Origin of the sequence: Parabacteroides sp. AM08-6 (assembly GCF_003473295.1) — a bacterium.
Lineage (GTDB): Bacteria > Bacteroidota > Bacteroidia > Bacteroidales > Tannerellaceae > Parabacteroides.
In genome coordinates this window covers 1-22,867 of the sequence record NZ_QRMP01000040.1, presented here as the reverse complement: position 1 = coordinate 22,867, position 22,867 = coordinate 1, and the positions used below count along the sequence as shown (strand labels likewise).

Sequence of the window (22,867 nt, the reverse complement as noted above, 5' to 3'; positions counted from 1 at the left end):
GCCTCTTCTGTGTCGGCGATAACCAAGTTTACATTTTCGGAAATTTGAACCATTTCCGCGCGAACTTCAGCGGCTGCATCTGTTGCCGGCTTTTGCAATTCGGCTTTTTCCTCTTCGGTTAAATCAGAGAAATGGAGCTTCAACAAGTCAATCTCTGCCGGTGTCAAATCTGAAAACTTCAGCTTCAATTCCTCCAGGTCAAAGATGTTCACGAAAGCACTATCCGGCTCACCTTCATACTTCATCTGTAAAGTACCGTTCAACTTCTTGAATATGGGCTTCTCTCCTTTCGGTCCACGTATCTTTTCCAGGGCAAAAAGAGTCTGCCAGGCTCCTGATGCACCCTGCTTCCAGAGAACGTACGTGTCATTTACACCCAAGAATGCACTAAGACCTGAATCACCAGGTTTCCCCTTCATTGCAGAAGGCAAAGCACGTTTCAGCATTCCACTCTGTACCACCAGCAACATGTCATTCTCTGTTATGTTCGTTGCAGGTGGAAGGTTCTGCGCTCTTACTATATCAAATTCTTGCTCCATATCAATTAAATACTATTATTCGACCATTTTCATCTGCCAAAAGCCCAAGTTCTTTATCCATCAGGACTCTATATCTTGTAACCCCACCGGTGTCTACCCAAGTCACGACAGGAACAACAAAGGAGATAGTAAACCGTACTGCTATGTCTGTCTCTCGCCATACTTCAACCTTATAAGATGGACAATCAGTATAATAAACTTGCGTCGCGGCTTCAAGTGATTTAATATATAAGCTCTGCGTTCCTGCCCCGGTAAGTTGGGTAAAGAACGCCCGATAATTATTTAGGAACTCTTCCGCACTGCCGGCCAGCATCCAAAGGGACAGTTTAATTTCTTTATGCTGTGTCTTTATAGTCGATAGGTCGATTGTCCGGCCATCTGTGAACGGTGTCTTTATTGCCGGGTACTTCAAAATATCCTCCTGCTTATCATCCGACCCGATTCCGAAGTCTGCGAAGTCTATCCCGTTGATAGAATAGTCTCCGCGAAGGTTTATTCCCCCTGAAGGTGTTGCCGGGAAAACAGAGTGATTATCCTCGATGAAAGAGAGTTCAAAGACAGACAGGTTTTCCCCAGCATTAAAGGGTACAAACTTGTCATAAGCGGTACCGGCATTAAAACGTAGTCGGTTTGTCATACCTGGAATAAGGTCAAATTCCCTATACCCAGGAGCGGACAAATCGTTAATAAACTTACGGTATCTGAACCAGAACATTTCAAGTGTATCGGCCTTCATAAGAAATTCCATCTTGACCGTCTTAGGCTCAAACTCTACGATAGACAAATCCGGATCGATACCGTCTGCCTCTGCCCAGTTATTATATTTAACAGCCTTCCGCTTCGGGTACTTCAATAAGGTATCGAATGAACCTTCTAACAGGGTACATCCCCATTCGGTGTATATGTCCTTACCGTCTATTGTCATAATACCTTCGCTGTTTTATCTTTGATTACTTTTACCTCTCCACCAGCGTTCTTTACGAACACCACAGCGTAGTTACTCGCATGGATTTCAGCCGTCGCACCGTGCATCAGAATTACGTTATACCGGGCAATTGTATCGAAATGGAGAACGGCCTTAGAACCAGCCAAGAACACCTTAACCGGATTGGTTAGCTCCACGTCCGTATCGATATAGATACCCATGCTTTCAGCTTTCTTGCCCCGGAACTCACGCAACTGTTCCATGGACGGGAAATTGTTCTTTGTGCAGAACTCTGTCCCCTGCGGTGTCAAAAGAAGACGCATAAGCTCTTCCTTACTCTCTGTGCCATGTAAGAGGCGGCAGGCACCTAACCGGTTTGCTATTTCAAAAAATTCTTTGTCCATATCGTTACATTCCCTTTATATTTACGTCAATTCTACCTTCCAGAGTTTCAAATGTCCTTTTTGTGTTCTCTGAAATCTTGCCGGCAACCTCTTTGATTTCTCTCGTATTCTCGGCTATCTGCTCGGTGTTCTTCTCTACCTTATCAGACAGGTCACGGATGGCATGAACATCCTCCCAGCCTTTCGACTGCATATCATATATGAGCTTCATTTGTTCCCTTATGGGCTGCGTGCTGTTGCGGATGTCTTCCAAGACTACACGAGCAGCACCGGTCTGCCCGGCTAATAAATCAATACTCTCCTGTGATGCCTTTGAGTAAGCTCCTTTCAGGGAATTATCAGAAACATCGGTATCCTCTTTTTTATTCTTCATCAGGCTATCAGCCCAGCCAAACTGTCGGTCCAACTCCTTTTGCAGTTCTTCTGCCATGTTGTAGATGTAATCCTGTTCCCAATCGGAGAAAACATTATCTGCGTAGAACTCCTTTAATTTCTGACGAATTTTCTCCATTGCCCCGGAAGAGTCAGTTGCTGCCTTGATGGATTCTGTGACCATCTGGCGCATCATCCTCTTGACCGTATCTTTAGCCGATTCAGCCCTGTTTTCACCGGAAGCCCAAGCTTCTGCTTGTGCATTGGCAAAATTTTCAATAGCAGATTTCAGGTCTTCCCCGAAAATGGCATCTTCTGCCTTCTCCTTATTATCAGCAATAGCTTGATTGATTTCGTCAATCTGGTTCTGCCAATCCTTAATCCTATCCTTGTCCGTTTTCTTCTTGTCCTGCTCTTCACGTATCTGTTGCTGGATAAGGACTTTCTGCTGTTCAAGGCGCTTGTTATTCTGCTCAATCAACTTAGAGGCATCTTTGGAATAAGCCTTATCTATCTCCTTGCCAAGTTTTTCGTAAGACTTATCAAGCGTGTCAATCTGTTCTTGTAACCGCTCAATACGTTTCTCGTTCTTCTTGTCGTGGATTTTGGCAATAGCACCGGCCAAAGAAGTAACCACCCCGATAGCTGCACCGGCAGCCATACCAATCTGTCCGAACATAGCCCCGGCTTTAGCACCATTCATGGCAGAAGACATCGTGTCCATTACAACATTAAGTCCTTCTGCTATGCCACTAAACGCACCACCGAAAGCATCACCTAATTTGGAGAATGTTTCAGAGAGGAATTGCCCGGCCTGCATGATGTCGTTCATGCCTTCCTCAATCTCGGCAAGACCTTCTTTTAGCTTTCTGGCATCATCACCGGCGGCAAAGACCTTTTTCAACCCACCGGACATCTTGTTAAAGGCAGTCTCGCATTGGTCCGCTTCACGGTTAACGTTGGCGATTTCGTCTTTGATGGCCTGTAACTTCTCCGGGGACTTTGAGAGGATGTCGAATTGATCTTTAGTCAAACCGAACAATCCATTACCGTCCGAGCCAGTCTTGAACTCTCCGCTATTGACATAATCAAGCATCTCCTGAGCTTCTTTGGCAATAGCACGAATATCGGCCACTGTCCGCTTACTCATGTCGGAAAATAGCTTCGTTATGATGGACGTTTTCTTCTGGGCCTCGTCATCGACTGCGGCCAGAGCTTTTTTCATCTCTTCACCTAGAGAGAGTTTCTCTCCTGAAGTAAGAGCTTTTGAAATCTTCTCATTATAGAGTTCAGTAACTGCCTGTCGCTTCTCCATGTATGAACCGTACTCCTTCAGGTACTCGTTCATCATGCGCTTTTCCTCGGCCAGTTGTTCACTGCTAACCAATCCGGTTGACTTCTCTTTCTTCACGTAGGAATTGACCAAAGCAGTCCGTATCTCAACCGTTTGCTCTTTAGTTAGCTTACCGTCTTGAGCGTCTTTCCACTCTTTCTCTTTCGCGAGAATAGCGGCTATCTCTTTGTCATAGTCGAGATTTATTTGGGCGATCTTCTTTTCGGAACCTTCTTTCATAAGGTTTATCTCGACCTGTTGGTTCTGAAGACGAAGGTCGAGTAATTCTTTATAGATCGCTTTTTGCTTTTCGAGTTCCTTATTATCGGAATTTGAGCGATTAAATCTATTAGATTGCCTTAACAGCATTCTTTGTGCGGCAGATCGTTGCGCCTCTAATCTGCTAAGCTCGGCTTCCGCTTGTGCTTCTTTTTGTTTAGCGTCTTTATTAGAATGAGATAAAGCGTTCGTGTCCCTTATTATTTCATATCTTTCCTTAGCAAGCTCTATTTCCTTATTGAACATCTCATCAGTCAATTTCGATGCCTCTTTTATCGCCTTGGATCGTTCCGACTCAGAAACACTTTCATCATAAGCCTTCTCCCTTAATTCATTGATTTTCGCCTCTAATTTGGCACGTTCAATTAAGTTTTCTCGTTCTTTAACATCTAACGCATTCTGTTTTTCAGCGATAGCCATTCTCTGCTCTGCTTTTTTATTTGTCTCATCCATAAATGAAGACAACTTGCTTCCGGCATCTTCTATGCCAGTTATCCCTTGTAAATAAGCATTTTCCAAACCACTTAGGCCAGCAGAGAAATCGCCGGAAAATATTTTCCAAATGGACTCTCCCATTTTCCCCACAGCTTTCAGGCGATTCATAACCTGTCCTTCGAGAAAGTCCGTTAAATCAGTCAAAGCCTCTTTGGGCTTTGTGAAGGCCTTATACAGCCATTCCCCTACATCATCAACAACATCAAGTACACTATCCAAAGTCTGCTTAAAATATGCGCTCGCCACATTTAAGGCATTCTGGCCTTCTTCCGTTCTATTGAACCATGAAGTTAAAGCGGCCAAACCCGCTGAAATAGCTGCCAGTACCGCACCTATTGGAGTTGCGATAAAAGTAAGTGATGCTTTTGTTAATGTCTTAATTGATGTAGCGACTTGCCCAACAGGTCCGGGAATAGATTGAATAGCATTCAACATCTCCTTATTGGAGACCACAACATCACCAGCCGTTTTTTTATAAAGAGCATACTCGTCTTTCAGCTTCTTTACAGACAAACGAGATTTTGCCTGTTCTTGTTGGAGACCGAAAAGTGTCGCTTTTTCTTCATCTAACGCCTTTTTTGCCGCAGTAAGTTCAGATAGTATCTGGTCACTATTTGTATTAAACTTGCCAAGGTTAGCATAAGTGGCAGCAAGCCTCTTCACGTCAGATTCAACATCTCTAACTACCGACTTCTGATTAATAATCTTGTCTGTTAGGTCATTTAATGCAGAAGAGCTTTGATATATCTTATCCTTGAAATTCTGATCCAGTTCATTACCTGCTTTAACAGCAGCCGATACCATTGTGTCCAGTTCCTTAATATTCTTCGATAACTGAACTTCCATTGCACGAAGAGTCGCTGGAGGGGTATTACCATCCATGCCGGAAAGAGTCGATTTTAATTTATCAATCTCCTCCCGTAACTTAATAACTTTCTGATAGTCAGAATCTACATGAAATACTAAACCTGGCATATATATTGTTTTGGATAAAAGTACATTAGACAAATGGAGTGAGAGAATTTTAGGGAAAAGGATATATGACAATTAAGCTGTTGTCGTAAAATAAAAGAGGCGGACTAACTACCCGCCTCTCTTTTGTCTCAGAAGATCCTTCCCCGACATTTTTATTACTTCTTTTTTTTCTTTGTCCTCATAGACAGCTCTCGGTTTATCTGCACTCATTAAAAGTAAAAGAAGATATGGAAGTTCCTCATACACCTCTCGATAAGAAAGATGCAAATCATCCATAAACGAAGCAATATTTCCGGCGATGGTATCGCCCCCTACAATTTTGGTTTTACTGTCAGATTTGCCAGTTCCATCGCTAACTGGCAGACTACGAAAAAATCTTTTCCTACAATAAGATTAAACGCTACAAGAAAAGCGTTATAAAATTCCTCATGCGTTCCGGATCGTATCTCTTCGATTTTATCTTTGACCTGATTCTCAAAGTCAGGAACATCACCTACTACAAGATAAGCCAAGCCTTTGACTATGTTATCCGTGTTTTCGGAAACGATTTTAAGCAACTCGGTCGCACTTGTATCAGATGGTATATCCACATGACTTAAATACTTAATAGCCCGCATCATTACTTTTACAGATGGAGATTTTATTATATGGACTTTCCCTGCTATTATTATCGTTTTACAATAATCCCCAGAAATCAAATCTGATATATTTTTTGCTGCCTCATTCATGATTTAGAAATTAGAGGGTGATCTCTCACCCCCCCCATTACACATTAATATTTAGCCTTGCGGAGTAGTATCTTCTCCGTCTTCCCAGCGTTCAATAGGAACACCATCCTTTATCGGCTTCAACGCAGTAAAGACAAGTGCAAGACCTATCGCTTTTTCATTTGCCTTACCCGAAGCAGTAACACCTGCACGTGGAAAAATGATTCTCACACCGTCCTCCGTTGTGCCACGAGCGGTAAACTCTTTACTCTCTACATGGTCAGCACGTTCCCATGTCCCGGGCTTACCACCCTCACCGGCTGTAAATTTACCTCCCTGGAACTTAGCCTTAGTTTCAAGATCATACATACCAATAGAGGCATTGATTTTAACCGCACCCGGTTTCTTTGAGGAATAATAGGTATTTCCGGCTACATCCTTATAATCCGTAACTGTAGGATCTTCATCCTCATAGGTGAAAGTGTCCTCGTGGACTACCGGAACTTCTTCGAAAACAGTACCTTCGGAACCATCAGCCCCGATCGGCGCAACCTCCAGCTTCTGAAGGTTTACAACAACGACTTTTTTATTCTCTGCCATAATTATCTCACATTTAAAACTTCAAACATTATTTTCACATTCACAAAATGACATTTTAACGGTGCATCTTTCTCTTGATGGGTAGAATAGACCTTGTAACGATAGGTAGAACCGTCAAAAGAGGAAACAGAACGTAAGCCGGACGCTTGCCGCTCTAATTCAGTCAACCTCTTTTTATTTGCCATTCCGTTAATATCAGGCACACAGAAATTCACTTCAACGAAACCTTTATTCCAGTAAGTTCCCGGTTTGGGTTCTTTCGGAATGACGGTTATCCTCTCTTCGGTGACTTCCCCTTCCGGTATCGCATCCTTCTTGTAAGTAGGGATACCGAACGGCTTCAAGTCCCGAACCAGAATAGTTTCTATGTCGCCTGTTACTATCATTATCCAACAACCTCCCAATCTTCTGCAAACACATCACTGATAGATGGGACCCAAGAATCAGCACGTCCGGTATTCTCATTGTAGATAAGGCACTGCGAAGTGTAATCTACAAAGCCCTTCCCTTTCAGAATAAGGTCTTTCGCTGACTGCGGTAATGATTGCATCTTTGGGATAATCTCTTCGGTGATATGAGCAGGGATTTGTTTTACAACAAATAAACCCTTACCGTTCCAGCCACTTCTGCGTACAGCAAGACCGTATTTAAGTGCTTCGATTGCCATACCGAAACTCATGTGTTCCATACGGAAAGATTTTTCAAAAAGCCTATAATCTAAAACTTGATTATATCTTCCCATTAATTCACGTTGCAACACGAGTAAAAACGCTTGAATGTCATCCTTTACCACCTCACGAAATTTGTCAGAACGGACAAAAGCAGAGCATTTTTCAAACTTATCTGCAAGGTCTTTCTTCTCGATACATAAACGGTCTATGTGAGTTTCTGCCACTTGATACGCCTTTTCAAACACGTCCTTAGGCGACCAACTAATGTAACCTTTATGTCGTTCGTCATTCGGTTTACCACCATCCAGATATTCTACCAAATAGCCATCTGCATTCGGGTCTTCGTTTTCGGGTTGTTCCCAACCACGGTACTCATTATAAGCACCTAATGTCATCGCAACAGCTAACAACTGTTTTGTTCCAATATACTTTTTCATTTTTCAAATTTCTCTTTTAAAAGTTTTTCTGCTTCCAAGGCAGCACCACTCAATACTTCAAATCCTTTAGCTTCTACATACGAGGCGTATTCCGTCTCATTCTTCAGCGTCAATCCCGTTTCATCTACTTCATATTCGTTAGATTTACGAAGAGTACCGGTGATGTCCTGATAGTCCCCATTATCCTTAGCGTACTGAACGGCTTCCTCTCCTACTTCAATCATCGCTTCTTTGACCTCTTCATAGAACTCATCAAAGGCCGCATCAACATCTGAGAAGTCAAAATCTACAACCATATTTCCGCATACTTGAAATAGTTAGACTTACCGGACTTGATAACCTTTCCTTCAGCTCTCACACTTTCCCCATCCATGATTCTTACCTCGGTACCTGCATTTAGTTTCTCGCCCTCATAAACTATATGATAATTATAGTCGTACATTACCCCATTTACGGAGATTTGCTTCATCACGCCATTATCATCACACCGGCAGGAACCGAAGTCTATCCAATCCTCTTTTGAAGGAATTGGGTTCATATCCTCGTCAAATGACGGACCGGACACGACCTTGACCATTAATCTATGTGGAGCGAATATCATAAGAACTTGACTTTGGGTTTATCGGTATTGAGTTCGTCTTTCACCCCGTACTTCTTACACAAGAAAGAATAGTAGTCCTTAATCCCTTTAATGTCCCAAGACATTGAGAAACCACTTTCCCCGATAGATGTGGCCCGAAGTAAAAGAGAGGGGATGAACTTCGCCATCGCCACAGAGACACGACCGTAGCAATCCTCATTCATCTCATCCTCTCCGCTTATCTTAGAGGTAAGACACATATCCAAAAGGTCAGCCTCCGACAAGTTAATGCCGAAGGTCTGGAACTTCTGCTGTATGTAGTCGTTTACCGTCATGCCTCAATTCCTAAAGCCTTTTTCAAAGCCGAAGTCTTTTCTTCGTCCAAAGCAGTAACATTAGCCAAAAGAGTTTCATCTTTCATGTTCATGTTACCTTTCTCGCCAATAGATTTCAAGGCTTCAACCAACTCTTTCTTTTCGAACTCCTTTTCAAAGAGGGTGATTTTCATCTCCTTCTTTTCTTCGGGAACTACAACACGTTCGGCCAACTTGCGACTTTCCAAGTCTGCGACACGGGCTTCATCCTCAATTTCGAGAACTTGCCCCGGTTCGTAATACTTGCCGTTAAACTTATCACGAAAGACTTCTGTAACTTTTACTTTCATAGTCACCTCCTTATGCTGATTGGATTGAAGCAATATCGCTCAAGTCGAAGTTGGTAATCAAATCCGGGTTGCTGATTTGCGGAATCCACTCTGCCGTATATTCCATGTAACGACCGTTCTTGTCACGGTAGTTGGAAATAAGCATCTGTCCGTCTGTCGGGATATAGGTACGTCCTGCCACCGGGTCTGTTTTTTCATACGGGGTATGATGGCGCATATAGCCGATTTGGTCGGAAGATAACAGAGTGATACGATTGTCCGCATAAATCTGTACGTTCTTACCCGTTTGATCTTTTACGTAATCTTCCTTGATTTCGATACCAGGAAGGCCGATGCCTTTGAATACCTCGGAAGCCAAGTCAGATGAAATCAAACCAGTGCTCAACTTCATCTCATTAGTTCCGAGAATCATCTTGTACTGTTCGCCAAATTCAGATGAACCGAGAACGTGCTTGTTGAAAGAAGCACGGGTCATAATCATCTTGGCGTACACACCGAAATCAGGAATCAGAGATTGTAGCTTCTCTCTTAGGTAAGAGATGAACACATTCTTACTGTCTACAACTACATCCGCTTTAGCGGGCTTTATGAAGTTAAACGGAAGGCCAATTTCCAACAACTTATTGTCTGTATGTCCAGAGGTAATCGCTGCGTCCTTGTTATAGACTGTAGCTTCACCTGTCATCAACAAAGCACCGACAACAATATCCATACGCTTGTGGGCTGCAAGCATAACTTGACGGAAATCATCCACTAAGAAGTTTACAATCTCTTCCATAGCTGCCTTTTGGTCGGCAGGTTTGGCAGCATTGTACTTATCAATCAAATCCTGCAATTCAGAAAGACGGTCGATAGACATCTGGTAAGTATCACCCAAATAGGCAATCTCACCATAGCCGGAACCAATATTCCTACGCTCACGGATTGGCTTCTCACCAAAACGGGAATTGATTGAACCAGCCATCACCCCGGTAACAGAACCGATATAATCCTTGAATACGCGGGTTGTTACACTACGGAAAGCAAGATACTGTTGCCAGTATATTTTGTCCTTACGCGTTACGTTTACACGTCTGATGATAGCGGAAACAATGTTCGCATCATCGAATAATGTTTGAATCGTTAAAAACATATCTCACCTCCTTACTCGTTAAATTCAAACCATCCCTTCAAATTAGTCTTATCGTTCTCGGAGAACGGCATAACCAATTTGGAAGGCTCAATTTCTGCGGCTGTACGAAGTAATGATACCAGTACGATACCGTCTTCTACTTTGGTACGATTGTACAAAGCAGAGTTAGCAACATACTTCTGTTTCGTCCCACCTACTGCGGTAGCTTCGAAAAGAACCGCATCCTTAGCGATATTTTCACCGAAAGCAGCCTTGATAGTCAAGACATCATAGTCTTTGTTTGACTTGTCAATAGAGTCTACTTCCGCACCTTTCTTTCCGCTTCCGATAAACATTCCCTTATAAGCCAAAGAGTTCTTGGCTACCTTGATAGACAAAGCCGTATCACCAGCGGTATAGGCTTCGACAACTTGCACATTGATTACCGCATAAGCAAACTTGTTTTTCAAGTCTGCATAAATCGGGGTAAATACAGGCAGGAAACTTCCCACCGTCAAGTTCGTTGTGTCGAGCTTGTATGGGCCACGTCTGCGGATGCCCGTTTGGACATCGTAACGTTCCTCTTGCTCAACAGGCGGAACTAAATCATACTTAAATCCTGCTGACATAATTAATTCTTGTTTTGTTCAACAATCGTTTTTGTCCCCTCGTCAATCATTTTAGCAATAGATTCAGATTCTTTCTCAATCTTCGCTTCTGCTGATTCAGGAGGAATAACACCGGCAAAGCCTTCATTCTTCAATTCCTGTGCTACATCCTTGAAATAAGTATCCAAGTCTGCATCTTCGGGAACAGCATAACGCTTTGCTTGTGATTCGGGAATACCGTACTCCTTAGCCTTGGCAAGAACCTGTTCTTGGCGTGTAGCTTGTACTTTTTCCGTTTCAAACTGAGTCAGCTTGTCGGAAAGAGGCTTAACGGCTGCACTCACTGCGTTTGCAATGATGGTTGCCATGTCATCCTGCGGAACTGGTGATGGATTTGGGTTAGGATTGGGATTCTCGATTGGCTTACCGTCCTTCAAGCCATGTTTCTTCTCGTAGTTAGCCACTGCGGAAGCACCTGCACCATTAGCCCGGAAATCACCATAGGAATTTAACACGTCCTGGAAGCCTACTCCATCCGCAATTGTCTGTAATTGGCTTTCGTCCGTAACACCGGCCGCTTTCTTTTCTGCGATCCGGATTAAAGTAGCTTCATCAACCCCAGGGAATTTGGTTTTGAGTAATGCTAAAATCTTTTCTTTCATACCGTATGAATTTTCGTTTAAAATCTTTGGTATAAAAGTAGATAGGTTATGTATAGATAAGAAATTTCAGAATACGGAATACATGACAATAGAGCTATTGTCGTAAAAAGGAAAGTAAAGAGCATAAAAAAGGCGTGAAGCCTAAAGAATCACGCCTGTAATAGTAAAAACAATTCTTTAAAAACCTAACATAGCTTCCGGAGGTATGTTTAGCACACGACAAAGTAATCTTGCTATTTTCAAAGTCGGTTCTGAACGACCTGCAAGATAATCATTAATACGTGAAGGGCTAACTCCTATTTCACCGGCGAGTTGCCTTTGCGTCATTCCTTTTTCTTCAAGAGATAATTCTATTAATTCGGCAACAGTCGGCTTTTCTATAGGATAATGCTCCTTTTCGTAAGCAATCACTATATCAGACATTACAGTAAGTTCCACCGCATTCTTATCGTTTGCGGGGGTATTACCATCAACCAATGGCAACAGTTCTTCTACTCTTGCCAATGCAAATTCGTATTGTTCCTTACTAACTTTATTCATATCCTATATCTTAAATGGTTGAACAATCAATTTTATTATAATCTTTATGAGTACCCACCCAGCGGATGAATATATAACCCATTGTAAACTTTACGACAACTACCAACCGATACCTGTTGCCCCTGATATTAAAAACATAATGCTGGTTGCCTACATAATCAGCAGAAAGAAAATCAACCTTAATATCAGATAAGTTTTTCCATTCAGCCTTTTCTGCAATATCATACCAACGCTCAAGAGCTATGCGTGAATCTTCATAACCTTTAGTTTCATAGAAATCTTTCAGCTTCTTATGTGATACTATTCTCATTTCTCTTTCATTTGATACAAAAATACAAAATAATTCCGTATTACAAAACTTTTATAAGGAATTTATTTTACATAATAGAATTTAGATAATAAAAAAGCGGAACTAAATAGCCCCGCTCATTAATATCATATTATCACAACTATGCTGCTGTAGGAGAATTACTTTGTTTTTTCTGTCTTTTGGCTCATATCTTCTTCAATCTCTTTTAGCTCTTCGTCGATGCGATCCATGTTTCCGGCGAATATGATACCTTCCCTACGGGACCATATTCCACCATTTACAGCAGAGACAGCAGTAGAAACCTTATCTGAGACGTTATCAATCATGTACGGAACAATTTCTACATCAACATCAATCGTTTCTGATGCTTTCTCAAAATTGGTATTAATAGAACCGAGTGCTGATATTAAGAAATTCACACGCCTTTGTAGAAATGGACCTATTTCCTCTGCCGTATTTTCTACTGCCATATGTGCACCCATGAATACATACCGGAAGGCTTCGCCCGATAATGCGTTTCCTGTACCTTTTAAATTCTCAAATGAAATGCGGGGAGTATTGGTAAGTGCATATGCCTGATTGAAGTGATTTTCAAATTCGACTTTTACAGGGTCGCTTGCCTGGTTCCATGTCAAATAAGCTGCATCTGCTCCTTCTGTAAGTTGAACAACCCTATTTCTAAACTCGCCAGAAAGTTTTTCTACATCACCTATCAGTTTCAGTATCGGGAAGAAATGATAGTCGATACAGTCGGCGTAGCTGGACAAAAGTTTCTCCAATCGAACACGAATAGTCTTTATCTTCTCACAATATGCTTCCGGCCGGTAGCTATATATTACAGGCAGTTTCTTAAAGCCATGCTTGAAAGCGGATACCATCTCCCAACCTTTGTCTAACTCCCACTGAAAGACTACATCTTTCGTCACAGTCATAAAGCAGGTGATTTCGTGGTCGTCCAGGTCTTTCTTCTTGTACTCACGGGAGAAAGCAACCATATCACCGGAATCATCAAAGAACGGATAAAGTTTATCGCCCCGGAACGGAGACCAAAGAACACTACGAAGTTTGTATTGTGGCATGGACTTACCGAATAGATTAGCCACTTTCGCCTTTAGTTTAGCCCAGAAGCCGTCATCTTTCGTTACATACCAATATTCAGCACATTCCTGCTCTGACAGCCAAGAACGAACAATCTTCCGGTTCTGATACTTGATTTTGTTCTTCTTTAGAACCTGTTTCAAAGCCTCAAAGATACCTTTCTCCGATTCATCCGGGGTACAATCCATCTTCGGCTCGGTACCGACGGTGAAAGCCGTCTGGATATTTACGATATCCTGCTCCAAAGGCAGAGCGATTCGGTTAGGATCTACCTTCTTCGTTTTTTTCGGAATGACGGTAGTCTTACCGGTCTTTTCGTCAAATACCTCTTTCTCCTGCTCAATTGTGATTTCAATCTGTGGATACTTCTCTTTATCCACGATGATTTCGTGTCTATTCGGGTCCCAGTCGGCATATAGTTTCTCCCTGTCTGGAAGCTGAGTTTTCCGACCTTTCTTCAGATAGTAGATTTTACGGTCTATATCTTCGAGTGCTAAAATTTCGTCTATCGTTTTCATTTGATTATATTTTAATGTGCAAATACTCCTGAATTATCTTTCGGCTTCAAAATTCGTCCGAGGATGTGCCCCAAGATATAATACCTAATGGGGTCAATCGTATGATTCCAAGCGTCTACCGGTTCATTGATATAATGCCCGTCCTTGTCTTTATCCCAGACATATTTGCGAAGCTCTTCAATGATGTGATAAGAACGTTCTGTAACGAATAGTTCCATTTCATGTATCTTGTCAATGCCAGCCTTGATTGAACCAGGAAACTTATCTACTGGATAGATATTCACTCCCCTATTCTTGATTTCTTGTATCAAACGAGGGTCTGCACTATCACCATATACTTTCAAGCCCCACGGTTTTAGTTTTTCAGCGATAGCGTTAGTTAGCATTCCAGTTTCATAGAATAGCTCATCTACATACAATCGATTATCCACAATCCCACACCGAATACCGGTTGATGGGTCATTAGTATATCCCCAGTCAGAAGCAAGAGCCACTTTCTTACACCACTGTGGGAACTCTTTCACAATTCCCCACTTCTTGAACACTGCACCTTCCGCAACGTCAGCCCAGCGACCGATAACGACATGAGCGTACTTTTCGGGATTGTTAGCCTTCATATCCTCTACTTCTTTCAAGAACTCCGGTGAAAGGTTATCCAAATTGTCAAAGTAGGTCGTATGAATGTGGAGCACATTCGGATGAGTTGAGATTTGAACCTGTACGCCGTCAATCTCTACCAGCTTATGAGTATTCTCAATGTACTTTTTATAAATGAAGTGATTAGAATCAGTTGGATTCATTATGATCATGATCCGGTTCTGGATTCCTATCTGCCGAATGGAGAGCATAATCTTGTCAAAGCTATTCTCATCTGTCCATTCCTCGGCCTCGTCACAGACAAAAGTTGTCAAAGCATGGATAGACTTTAGTTTTGCTGTCTGATTACCGGAGGATGTTTTTATACCCCGAAACATAATACGACTTTTAGTCATTTTATTGACTATATCCGTCTTGGTCGTCTTGAAATACTTTGTTGTCCCATCTAATTCTATCTTTTCCATCATCTCTGGGATAATGGACATATTAGCGGAGACCATCGTATAACGGGTATAAAGGATCTGATGTACCATCTTTTCGGCTTCTGTCATTTCAAAGGTCAGTCGTTCAACGAAAGCTGATACGTTGAACGACTTGCCGGAACCGCGTCCACCTGTGATAAGGATGATAAACTTTTCTTTATCGGTGTACAAGGGGTGATATATCGTCTGAGGTGTAATCATTTCAGCTTATCTTTAATCCATGAATCAATACTGATACCGTGGTTTATGTCTGTAGGAATGTCGGCATCTTCATCCTGTTTGCGCTCAACCTTTCTCCACTCTTCATCATAATGATAGAGCCAAGTCATTTGAGCACTTAAATTGGGAGCCAGTTCACCTTCTACAGTTTGAACCTCTTCTTCACCTGTCAGATTGCCGTCCTTATCCTTAATTTTCCGAATAGTGGTACTCTTTGTTTTCACACCACCAAGCGCCATAGCAAGGAATTTAGCCCGGACAAGAGAGTTTATCGCACAACGCGCGCGTGAAAGGACATCACTTAATTCACTGTATGCGCTCTTCTTCTCACTAAACTTTTGCGGTGACAATCCAATAGCATGAGCAATTTCCTTATCCGTGAATCCCTTTTTGGCATACGATTCTACGAGAGAAAGAAAGTCCTCGCTTGTGTAATCAAACTTAGGCTTTCTTCCTCCTTTACCTTTTGTATTTTGAGATTCACTTTTTGCCATATCACACCTCCACTATTTCAAATTCATCTGCATACGTTTTGCCAATCCAATCTACTTTTTGCTTTTCAGTAGCGGATTCATAAATGCGCCCACGCTTAGATAAATGACGATTCAAGAAACGCTCACGGCTTTTATATTCTCCGTATGATTTATCAGTGGATAATCCTTTCGCTTTACAGAAGAACAATCCGGTTTCTTTATGTTTGAACTTTACTGCCATATCAATCTACCCTTTCAATCATTTCGTCAAACAGTTCGCCTTTGATAAACTTCATATCCGGATCATACCCAAATCTTGCCATGAAAGCAGCTTTCGCTTCATAGGTATCAAAAGACAACACCACATAGGCATCCATATCCTCGGCTGTCTTCTGTGCGCTCTCCTTAACTTGTTGCTTGACTTCTTTCATGTGGGCAACCTTCTCTGCACGCTCTAATTGCTTGGCGGCTTTCTCGGCTTCTTTCTGTTCGGTCACAGGTGACATCATATCAGACAGAGCATCAGCGATAGAGCTTTCCTCTTCGGTCTGTAATAGGTAATCGACGCCAATCATGTTCAGGTCGGCATCGGTCAATCCTGCGTCTTTCCAATCAATATCGGGAACAATTCGGGCAAGAGCATCGAAATCCCATTTTCCCCCTATATTGGGATTGTTAAAAGCAATATTCGCTTCCTTTTCTTTTTTTTGCGTATAATCAGCAACCTCTACTTTTAATCTGTAATCATTTGCTGGATAGCCTGCCCACTCATCAAGAATTTTAATTTTCTGATGACCGGACACGACAGTATTTCCATTCGCTCCATTTATAACGATACCTCCAGCTACACCGAAGTTTTTAAGAGAGCGTTTTAATTGTTTTTTGCCGTCTTCATCAATAACTCTCGGATTGTAATCCGAAAACTTTATTTGCGAACGGAGAATTTCTATCGTTTTTGTTTGAAATAATTTGCTTACATCCATAATATATGATTTTAGTGAATGGCAGAACGATTAAGTTCTACCGATTCACTCTTTATATACTTTGACAATTCCATGCTAGCCATTGCTTAAAGCGAATCTTCCTGTTCCAACTTTCTTTGTCTTGTCACGCAATCTTCCTTGTGCATCTCTTGCTCCAAGCAATCCCATCCCTCTGACTCTACGGGATGATATTGCAGCCTGTGATATTCTTGCCGCCCTATTGTTACCATCCGCATACCGATTTGCGCCCTGCAACTGCGACCTTAATCTTGCAGCTTGTGCATTAATGTCATTCAAACTTTTTCTTCTAACTCAGCAATCCTCCTATTAATTTTGTTTATTATGATACTCCCAAAGCACTCTTTCAGCCATTGGGAAAGTTTTATAAATTCTCTGTAAGTCCTGCGGGTAATTCTTCTCCATCCAAAGCATACAATCGATATTGAACCCAACCCCCGAACTGGCTTTTATTGAATATCGTACCGGTTCGGGAAGTCCTTTCTGTCTCATGTAAGTAAGAACATCTCTTTGCGTCCAATCGGCCAAAGGATAAACCTTCCCTGCGTTCTCATAATCTGGATAGGTATTCAACATTAACCGGCGGTTCATGCTATCAGCCTTCTTCATGCCATAAAAAACGAAGTCGATGCCAAATCTTAACCGCATGGCTAAATCAACATCTGCCAGCTTCAAGAGCTTTATCTTCGGATTGGGTACACAATACATACCGGATCGGAGAATATAAGTAAGATTCCAATGTGGCACCTGGATAAACTCAACTTTCGGGTATTTGGATTTTACCCACTTGATATATCTTTCAATATGCTCTAATCCTTCAACAAAGTACATGAATACACATACAACTCGATCAAACTTCGGATAGATCAGATCCAGCAACACAAGGCTATCCTTACCCAAAGAACAAAAAACGATAGCCTCATTAGATTTTACTCTAACGAGGTCTATCGTCCTATATGTTCTCTCAAGCAAGGTCATCCCGAACTCATACCTAAACCAGAGCGTACATTTCTGTACTGCTGATTTCTGGTAATAAATCTACCACCTTGAGAAACTCTGTTTGTTCCTGGTACCGTCAAACCTCTACGGCCGCCTCTGTAATTAGAGGTCGCAAAACCTGTTCTGTTAGTTCTTCTACCGACTCAGCAAAATTATTAATGGTTAAACATTAGACTTCTCTATCACTTTACCCAAGTCATAAATGATTTGGGCCATCACGTACTCAACACCATCTACTTCATAGGGGATTTCGTTGTCGTCTTCGTCTGTTAGGATCTCAACCTTTGCACCTTTAACCTCGACAATAGCAAACGGGCGTGCGCCCTTATATTCACCTGTGAGAAACTTGATAGCATCATATTCGACCGGTACGACTTCGGGTTCTTGATCTTCTGGCACTTCTTCAAAGTGCTTATATTCTTTGTCGCCGACCTTATACCGGATATACTTTTGAGAAGTGTTAGGCCGGATTTCTCTGAACTCTTGTTTTTTCTTACCGGCTAAAATCTCATCGAAAAACTTCTGTTTAATCGAAAGTGTTAATACATTCATAATCGTGTCTATTTTATTAATAAATAATTAGTTGCGGGGGCGTGACTCGAACACGCGACCTCTACCAAGTCAAAGTAGCAAGCTTACCACTGCTCTACCCCGCGATAGCACCACTAAGGTACTACCATAACCAAAGATACAGAAAGATCTTCAATCGTTATTTATGACAATCGGCTTATTGTCGTAAACTAAGCCATTTATCACGCTTTTCTCTGCACGCCTCTAAAGTTGGCGCACAACAAGCGAACAATTCACCACTTTCAGTACGATAGTCGTACTGGTACATTCTCACTCTCTTACCTCTCAACTTAGTAGTGTAGGTACAATAATTCTCTTTACCGGGTTGACATACGCTACAACCGTTTTTGTTTATTGTGTTCATCTTGATAATGGTTTTAATTCGTTGAAAGTCCACCCAGCTTGTTTTAGTTTCTGTAATCCGTCAGAAGATATGGCATATTCAACCGGGCGTTCAGTACAATCTCCATATCCACCAAAATAGAATGTAGCATTATGCGTGACACCAAGCGATTAAATTTCTTTAACCTTTTGCTCTGTATTTCGCCAAAGCCATTCTCTGTTCTTATTAGAGCTATCCTCTTTGTCAATAACTACAAAATATCCTTCTATGCACCCGTAATTATCAAATTCAGAGATATAGATATATTTTGCCTTTTCGACAATCTGCTTTTGTAGCCATTCTTCTGTATTAGGATTATCTTCGGGTAAAAGAAAAACATTGAAGAGGCACGCACCCATATTTTTTCCTTTTTTCTCTACGCTGCCTTTTCTAAATAATTTAGGATTATCAATCACAAACTGCATCAAATCCGTTTTTCTTACTTTCAGCTCTTTGGCAAGTTCTGACAATAGGCAGTAGCGTTCATTGTTTGCCATTTTAAGAAGGTCAAATCTTCTCTTAATTTCTTGTATATCCATAATCATTCATTTTTAAGTAAATTCAACATCACTAAGATTAAGCACACCTTTATCCGAAAACTCATATCCTATGTATCTAACCGAATTGCCGTTTATAATGTACCAATCTACTTGATTATCATCGTCACCATGCGCGAAAAGCAAATCATTTGTCACACTTTTACCTCTCTTTAATCCTACGTAATAGTTATTATTGTAGAAGCTTATTTCGGGGATATGCTTAAATGTACTTGTATCTATACCGTCATAGACACCGTATTTCTTCTTAAAATGTTCGTCCATTATTTCTTTGCTTTACTTGTTCAATCAAAAACTTTCTAAAATCATTCTTGTATTGGCTATGAATGATTTTATACTGTTGTGATAAGTTAGGCAACTGTTTGTGCCCTTTGCTATGCAAGAACTTGGCAACCAATTCAACCTTTTCGTGATTACTGAAACCTCTATCCTTGCACATATTTGAAATACATACATTCGCCTTGCTCGATGGCTTCTTTATGATAGGAGGCGCATTACGCTTGCCATAAGAGCGCGTTCTTGGAAAACCAATCGCTTCACCTAAATATTCACCTGTGATGTAATCAAATTCACCACTTATTAAACTATCTGCTATTTCGCCCATAATTATTTATCTTTATTTGATTTCAACTTGTTAGCTCTCTTTCTCAGGCTTTCTGCCAATTCGTAAAAAGCGATATTAATCAAATCACAATCTTTAGTTGTGCGGATTGCATCAGATACCCTATCAGATTCTATAAGTGCATCTGCGCTATCTGCAAATACTTCTAATGCCAATATCTTTGCTTCTCTCTTAGTCATAACGCTTCATATTTTGGCGTTCTGCAAACTCAAATGCTGATTATGAGTCAGCAAAATAATTTATCCGGTTGCCAGTAATTGTATCTATTACTTCGTAAATTTTGCAACCGCATTCAGTAGCTTCACGAACTATATATTTACTCTTCTGATTCATAAATTTATTATTGTGGTAGCCCGAAGGCTACCTGGTTAAACTTAGAACTTCTCAATTTTAAGATTGTCGTTAATGATAAACTCACGACCACACTCTAAAATCATGCGTGTATCTGTTATTCTTTTTATCACTCTTACTACGTCATCGTGCGATATGCGTGGCGTACCATCTGCATAGCGACCATTGGCCAAGTCACCTGACACTCTATATCTCAAACCTACTACTACCTCATTTATATTCATAATCTTCTATATTATGCAGGGCTTTCGCCCTGCTGGTTAAACTTATACTAATTCAATCGCTCTTGCAGGTACACCAATCATAGTCCATGTTTTACCGTCTTTCAGGTAATCTACCGAATACTCTATGTCAAATGTGCATACGTTAGTATCTACGCTTGATATAACGCCTTCTACCTTACCGCTCTTTGTAGTTACTACTACTGACTGACCTTTCTTAAATTCTGCTGTTGCCATAATCGTATATCTTTTAATTGTTATTACTTTGTTTCTTTCTGATGATGCAAAGATAAAGCAAACTTTATTAAAAGCAATACTTTTGATATAGTTTTCTTTATCAATTAAGAATATTTAATAAATCAAACTTTATCAATATTAGGTTATACGATAAAGTTTGCATTACTTTGCGGAGTAATCAAAATAAAGTATAGTTTATGGATTTACGAATAAAAGAAATAATGAATGAGCGTAATGTTACTTCTGCGTGGCTCGCTGAACAAGTTGGTATTTCAAAGGTCGCTGTCAGCAATATTGTAACAGGTAAATCATCGCCTTCTTTGGATAATCTCATAAAGATAGCCGGTGTTCTTAATATATCTATCACTGAATTGATAGGGGAAGAAAAAGAGGAAAGCACTATCATCTGCCCTCACTGTGGGAAGAAAATTAAAATAGAGAAAGGAGAATAGATATGAAAAAGAAGTTTGTAATCAGAAAAATTATGATTGGCAGAGAATCCTTGTATTTGTATAAAGGAGAGTATGGAAATACATTTGGCTATGGCATCAACCAAGTTTATGAAATTAAACAATTTGATGCCAAAGAAGAAGCTGAAAGCATTATTTCTCAATTAGGTGATGGAATGTACGAAATAGTAGAAGTGTACATAAAATAAGCCGGAGCTAAACTCCGGCTTTCAACCTTTCCATAATCTCCCCATATATCCAATCCACATCCTGACGGAAATACTTATACAACTGATAAGAGAATACCAGATTATTACGGTTATCGGATATGGCCGTCTGCGCGCTAACACCTAAGACCTCCGCTAATTTATTCCGAAGGCCGTTCTTCATTTTTCCGCCGGCGAGCGTGCTTGGAGAGTACAAAAACAGGATGATAAAGATGAATTTCTTTCTTTGGGTAACATTCCCTACCCTAAACGTTTCCTTTTGAGATATGATCTCCTGGAACCACGTATATAACGTCCCTATCATGTTAAGGTCGGTCAATGTAGGTTCTGTTAGTTCTTTCTCTCTTTCTGACAACTTGGATTTCTGTTCCCGGATAGATTTTATTTCTGCGATTTCTGAAAACATGGCACGATTATTTTAAAGTAAATAGTATATTTGCACTATAATCGTGTGGAGAGGTGACGTTACTGGTGGTTCGGGGCGTTGCCTCTCGTGTTTTTAGAATGGTAAATCATCTTTTGGCGGCTCAGGTTGATAGGGTTCAGGCTGTGGACTGGCTTCTTGCTGGGTAGGTCTACTTCCTAATAGCTCCAACTTATCGACAAATATTTCTGTCACATACCGCTTTGACCCTGTCTTATCCTCATACTGCCGGGTCTTAATCTTACCCTCGATATAGATTTGAGAACCTTTCTTGACATACTTCTCTACGACCTCGGCAAGTCCTTTCCAAAAGATAAGGTTGTGCCATTCCGTGCGTTCCGGAACCTGTGTACCGTTTTGAAGGGTATACCCCTTCTCTGTGGTAGCAAGCGAAATGTTAGCAACCTTTGTTCCTGCAACATCTTTCACTTCAGGGTCTTTACCGGTATGGCCGAGAAGGATTACTTTATTTACGCTCATGATTATGCTATTTGATTATATTTTTCTGCTATTCTTCCGAATCTTTCCGGGTCAATCAACTTTGTAACGAATACATTGAAAGCCTCTGTTGCTCTTTCAGATTTACTTGAAGTATCACTGTTACCCGATATGGAAGCCGCTAGTTCTGCTGTGTACCTTTCTGTAGTAGGTAATAGAAGATAATCCATTTTATCCGAGTGTATTCCAAATATCTCATAGGCATCTTCCCGGTAGAACTTAACCAATACCCTGCTACTTTGGCAAAAGATATTGATTAGCATTGAAAGGCTGGCAATCCTGTTATCGACTCCAGAAATATTACAATCAAGCATAATCTGGCTAATGGAGTATTTTAGGATGTCTATGTCTTTCAAGAAACAGTCTTCCATATCCTGAAGGACAGATGCGAATATTTCAGGAGAGACATTGACGTGTGAACGCATATCCAAGTTGTATTTAGCTATTTCATGCTCCGCCTTTTGGAAATCCCGTTTAGCGGAGAATCTGAATAATCCTGATGTTTTAAGTTCTTCTTTTAGCATCAGGATATGATTATACACTTGGTCATTAATAAATAACCCGGAGTAGTGTAAGGTGTGTTCCTTTGTTACTCCTGGCAACGGATTGATATGTTCTTTTTTATAATCGGCTATCGCTTGAACGTAGCCGCAGTAATTAATGTTCATGATGGTTTTATTAGTTTTATGTTTTATAGTCTGAAAGCAAAAGAGTTTACAAAGGCCGGGTA

The 22,867-nt window shown here is 41.0% G+C and carries 34 protein-coding genes, 1 tRNA gene and 1 pseudogene; 2 read left to right on the top strand and 34 right to left on the bottom strand.

All coding sequences use genetic code 11. The features are described 5' to 3' along the window. From DW103_RS16625 to DW103_RS16460, 31 genes and pseudogenes are all read right to left on the bottom strand, one after another. Nucleotides 1-539 (bottom strand): annotated as a pseudogene (locus DW103_RS16625) (hypothetical protein); the annotation flags it as partial. Nucleotide 540: 1 nt separating this feature from the next. Then, nucleotides 541-1,464 (bottom strand): hypothetical protein, encoded by a 924-nt coding sequence (locus DW103_RS16620; RefSeq protein WP_122278177.1) that lies wholly within the window; start codon nt 1,462-1,464, stop codon nt 541-543. Continuing rightward, nucleotides 1,461-1,868, bottom strand: a complete 408-nt coding sequence (locus DW103_RS16615; RefSeq protein WP_122278175.1) for a hypothetical protein — start codon at nt 1,866-1,868, stop codon at nt 1,461-1,463. The genes DW103_RS16620 and DW103_RS16615 overlap by 4 nt, the downstream gene beginning before the upstream one ends. 4 nt (nt 1,869-1,872) lie before the next feature. Next, nucleotides 1,873-5,322 carry a phage tail tape measure protein gene (locus tag DW103_RS18530; RefSeq protein ID WP_233545722.1) on the bottom strand — a complete coding sequence of 1,150 codons (3,450 nt, stop codon included), beginning with the start codon at nt 5,320-5,322 and terminating at the stop codon, nt 1,873-1,875. Nucleotides 5,323-5,633: 311 nt separating this feature from the next. Next, a complete protein-coding gene (locus DW103_RS16605; RefSeq protein ID WP_122278173.1) occupies nt 5,634-6,050 on the bottom strand; it encodes a hypothetical protein in 417 nt (138 codons plus the stop codon). A 51-nt stretch (nt 6,051-6,101) separates the two neighbouring features. After that, nucleotides 6,102-6,629, bottom strand: a complete 528-nt coding sequence (locus tag DW103_RS16600; RefSeq protein ID WP_122278171.1) for a hypothetical protein — start codon at nt 6,627-6,629, stop codon at nt 6,102-6,104. A 2-nt stretch (nt 6,630-6,631) separates the two neighbouring features. Beyond that, a complete protein-coding gene (locus tag DW103_RS16595; RefSeq protein ID WP_122278169.1) occupies nt 6,632-7,015 on the bottom strand; it encodes a hypothetical protein in 384 nt (127 codons plus the stop codon). Beyond that, complete coding sequence (locus DW103_RS18525) at nt 7,015-7,737, bottom strand: DUF2829 domain-containing protein (RefSeq protein ID WP_233545721.1); 723 nt, start codon at nt 7,735-7,737, stop codon at nt 7,015-7,017. The genes DW103_RS16595 and DW103_RS18525 overlap by 1 nt, the downstream gene beginning before the upstream one ends. Beyond that, complete coding sequence (locus DW103_RS16580; RefSeq protein WP_122278167.1) at nt 7,734-8,033, bottom strand: HK97 gp10 family phage protein; 300 nt, start codon at nt 8,031-8,033, stop codon at nt 7,734-7,736. The genes DW103_RS18525 and DW103_RS16580 overlap by 4 nt, the downstream gene beginning before the upstream one ends. Further along, nucleotides 8,024-8,338: a hypothetical protein gene (locus tag DW103_RS16575; protein WP_122278165.1), complete on the bottom strand. Its 315-nt coding sequence runs from the start codon at nt 8,336-8,338 to the stop codon at nt 8,024-8,026. The genes DW103_RS16580 and DW103_RS16575 overlap by 10 nt, the downstream gene beginning before the upstream one ends. Then, a complete protein-coding gene (locus DW103_RS16570; RefSeq protein ID WP_122278163.1) occupies nt 8,335-8,652 on the bottom strand; it encodes a DUF6706 family protein in 318 nt (105 codons plus the stop codon). The genes DW103_RS16575 and DW103_RS16570 overlap by 4 nt, the downstream gene beginning before the upstream one ends. After that, a complete protein-coding gene (locus tag DW103_RS16565) occupies nt 8,649-8,981 on the bottom strand; it encodes a hypothetical protein (protein ID WP_122278161.1) in 333 nt (110 codons plus the stop codon). The genes DW103_RS16570 and DW103_RS16565 overlap by 4 nt, the downstream gene beginning before the upstream one ends. Before the next feature lie 10 nt (nt 8,982-8,991). Continuing rightward, nucleotides 8,992-10,113 (bottom strand): hypothetical protein, encoded by a 1,122-nt coding sequence (locus DW103_RS16560; RefSeq protein ID WP_122278159.1) that lies wholly within the window; start codon nt 10,111-10,113, stop codon nt 8,992-8,994. Between the two features lie 11 nt (nt 10,114-10,124). Then, nucleotides 10,125-10,721 carry a head fiber protein gene (locus tag DW103_RS16555; RefSeq protein ID WP_122278157.1) on the bottom strand — a complete coding sequence of 199 codons (597 nt, stop codon included), beginning with the start codon at nt 10,719-10,721 and terminating at the stop codon, nt 10,125-10,127. A 2-nt stretch (nt 10,722-10,723) separates the two neighbouring features. Next, nucleotides 10,724-11,362 (bottom strand): hypothetical protein, encoded by a 639-nt coding sequence (locus DW103_RS16550; protein WP_122278155.1) that lies wholly within the window; start codon nt 11,360-11,362, stop codon nt 10,724-10,726. A 177-nt stretch (nt 11,363-11,539) separates the two neighbouring features. After that, nucleotides 11,540-11,902: a type II toxin-antitoxin system HigA family antitoxin gene (locus tag DW103_RS16545; RefSeq protein WP_122278153.1), complete on the bottom strand. Its 363-nt coding sequence runs from the start codon at nt 11,900-11,902 to the stop codon at nt 11,540-11,542. Between the two features lie 10 nt (nt 11,903-11,912). Next, nucleotides 11,913-12,212 carry a type II toxin-antitoxin system HigB family toxin gene (locus tag DW103_RS16540; protein WP_122278151.1) on the bottom strand — a complete coding sequence of 100 codons (300 nt, stop codon included), beginning with the start codon at nt 12,210-12,212 and terminating at the stop codon, nt 11,913-11,915. A gap of 158 nt (nt 12,213-12,370) precedes the next feature. After that, complete coding sequence (locus DW103_RS16535) at nt 12,371-13,828, bottom strand: phage portal protein (RefSeq protein WP_122278149.1); 1,458 nt, start codon at nt 13,826-13,828, stop codon at nt 12,371-12,373. Nucleotides 13,829-13,839: 11 nt separating this feature from the next. Next, entirely contained in the window at nt 13,840-15,108 is a 1,269-nt protein-coding gene (locus tag DW103_RS16530) for a PBSX family phage terminase large subunit (RefSeq protein ID WP_122278147.1), read from the bottom strand. Continuing rightward, the gene (locus DW103_RS16525; protein ID WP_122278145.1) at nt 15,105-15,620 is read right to left on the bottom strand and encodes a hypothetical protein; all 516 of its coding nucleotides are present in this window, start codon (nt 15,618-15,620) and stop codon (nt 15,105-15,107) included. Before DW103_RS16525 ends, DW103_RS16530 begins: the two co-directional genes overlap by 4 nt. A 1-nt stretch (nt 15,621) precedes the next feature. After that, nucleotides 15,622-15,840 carry a hypothetical protein gene (locus DW103_RS16520; protein ID WP_122278142.1) on the bottom strand — a complete coding sequence of 73 codons (219 nt, stop codon included), beginning with the start codon at nt 15,838-15,840 and terminating at the stop codon, nt 15,622-15,624. 1 nt (nt 15,841) lies between these two features. After that, nucleotides 15,842-16,582, bottom strand: coding sequence for a DNA methylase (locus DW103_RS16515; protein ID WP_122278140.1), 741 nt, complete (start codon nt 16,580-16,582; stop codon nt 15,842-15,844). A gap of 327 nt (nt 16,583-16,909) precedes the next feature. Next, a complete protein-coding gene (locus DW103_RS16505) occupies nt 16,910-17,578 on the bottom strand; it encodes a phosphoadenosine phosphosulfate reductase family protein (RefSeq protein WP_122278136.1) in 669 nt (222 codons plus the stop codon). A gap of 183 nt (nt 17,579-17,761) precedes the next feature. Beyond that, a complete protein-coding gene (locus DW103_RS16500) occupies nt 17,762-18,151 on the bottom strand; it encodes an ASCH domain-containing protein (protein ID WP_122278134.1) in 390 nt (129 codons plus the stop codon). A 31-nt stretch (nt 18,152-18,182) separates the two neighbouring features. Next, a tRNA-Val gene (locus tag DW103_RS16495) sits at nt 18,183-18,255 on the bottom strand. 71 nt (nt 18,256-18,326) lie between these two features. Continuing rightward, on the bottom strand, nt 18,327-18,533 hold the full coding sequence (locus DW103_RS16490) for a DUF3873 family protein (protein WP_122278132.1): 207 nt from the start codon (nt 18,531-18,533) through the stop codon (nt 18,327-18,329). A gap of 149 nt (nt 18,534-18,682) precedes the next feature. Continuing rightward, the gene (locus DW103_RS16485) at nt 18,683-19,090 is read right to left on the bottom strand and encodes a hypothetical protein (protein ID WP_233545720.1); all 408 of its coding nucleotides are present in this window, start codon (nt 19,088-19,090) and stop codon (nt 18,683-18,685) included. A 12-nt stretch (nt 19,091-19,102) separates the two neighbouring features. Next, on the bottom strand, nt 19,103-19,372 hold the full coding sequence (locus tag DW103_RS16480; RefSeq protein WP_122278130.1) for a hypothetical protein: 270 nt from the start codon (nt 19,370-19,372) through the stop codon (nt 19,103-19,105). After that, nucleotides 19,356-19,712, bottom strand: coding sequence for a hypothetical protein (locus DW103_RS16475; protein WP_122278128.1), 357 nt, complete (start codon nt 19,710-19,712; stop codon nt 19,356-19,358). The genes DW103_RS16480 and DW103_RS16475 overlap by 17 nt, the downstream gene beginning before the upstream one ends. Before the next feature lie 2 nt (nt 19,713-19,714). Beyond that, entirely contained in the window at nt 19,715-19,909 is a 195-nt protein-coding gene (locus tag DW103_RS16470) for a hypothetical protein (protein WP_122278125.1), read from the bottom strand. Nucleotides 19,910-20,347: 438 nt separating this feature from the next. Further along, a complete protein-coding gene (locus tag DW103_RS16460) occupies nt 20,348-20,539 on the bottom strand; it encodes a hypothetical protein (RefSeq protein WP_122278121.1) in 192 nt (63 codons plus the stop codon). A 197-nt stretch (nt 20,540-20,736) separates the two neighbouring features. Between DW103_RS16460 and DW103_RS16455 the strand changes: the two genes are divergently transcribed. Continuing rightward, a complete protein-coding gene (locus DW103_RS16455) occupies nt 20,737-20,991 on the top strand; it encodes a helix-turn-helix domain-containing protein (protein WP_122278119.1) in 255 nt (84 codons plus the stop codon). Nucleotides 20,992-20,993: 2 nt separating this feature from the next. Beyond that, on the top strand, nt 20,994-21,197 hold the full coding sequence (locus DW103_RS18065; RefSeq protein WP_147381231.1) for a hypothetical protein: 204 nt from the start codon (nt 20,994-20,996) through the stop codon (nt 21,195-21,197). 7 nt (nt 21,198-21,204) lie between these two features. Here DW103_RS18065 and DW103_RS16450 read toward each other — a convergent pair whose 3' ends face one another. From DW103_RS16450 to DW103_RS16440, 3 genes are all read right to left on the bottom strand, one after another. Then, a complete protein-coding gene (locus DW103_RS16450) occupies nt 21,205-21,621 on the bottom strand; it encodes a hypothetical protein (protein ID WP_122278117.1) in 417 nt (138 codons plus the stop codon). Nucleotides 21,622-21,714: 93 nt separating this feature from the next. Beyond that, nucleotides 21,715-22,119, bottom strand: coding sequence for a single-stranded DNA-binding protein (locus DW103_RS16445; RefSeq protein WP_122278114.1), 405 nt, complete (start codon nt 22,117-22,119; stop codon nt 21,715-21,717). A 2-nt stretch (nt 22,120-22,121) separates the two neighbouring features. Next, a complete protein-coding gene (locus DW103_RS16440; RefSeq protein WP_147381230.1) occupies nt 22,122-22,805 on the bottom strand; it encodes a hypothetical protein in 684 nt (227 codons plus the stop codon). Nucleotides 22,806-22,867: the final 62 nt, after the last annotated feature.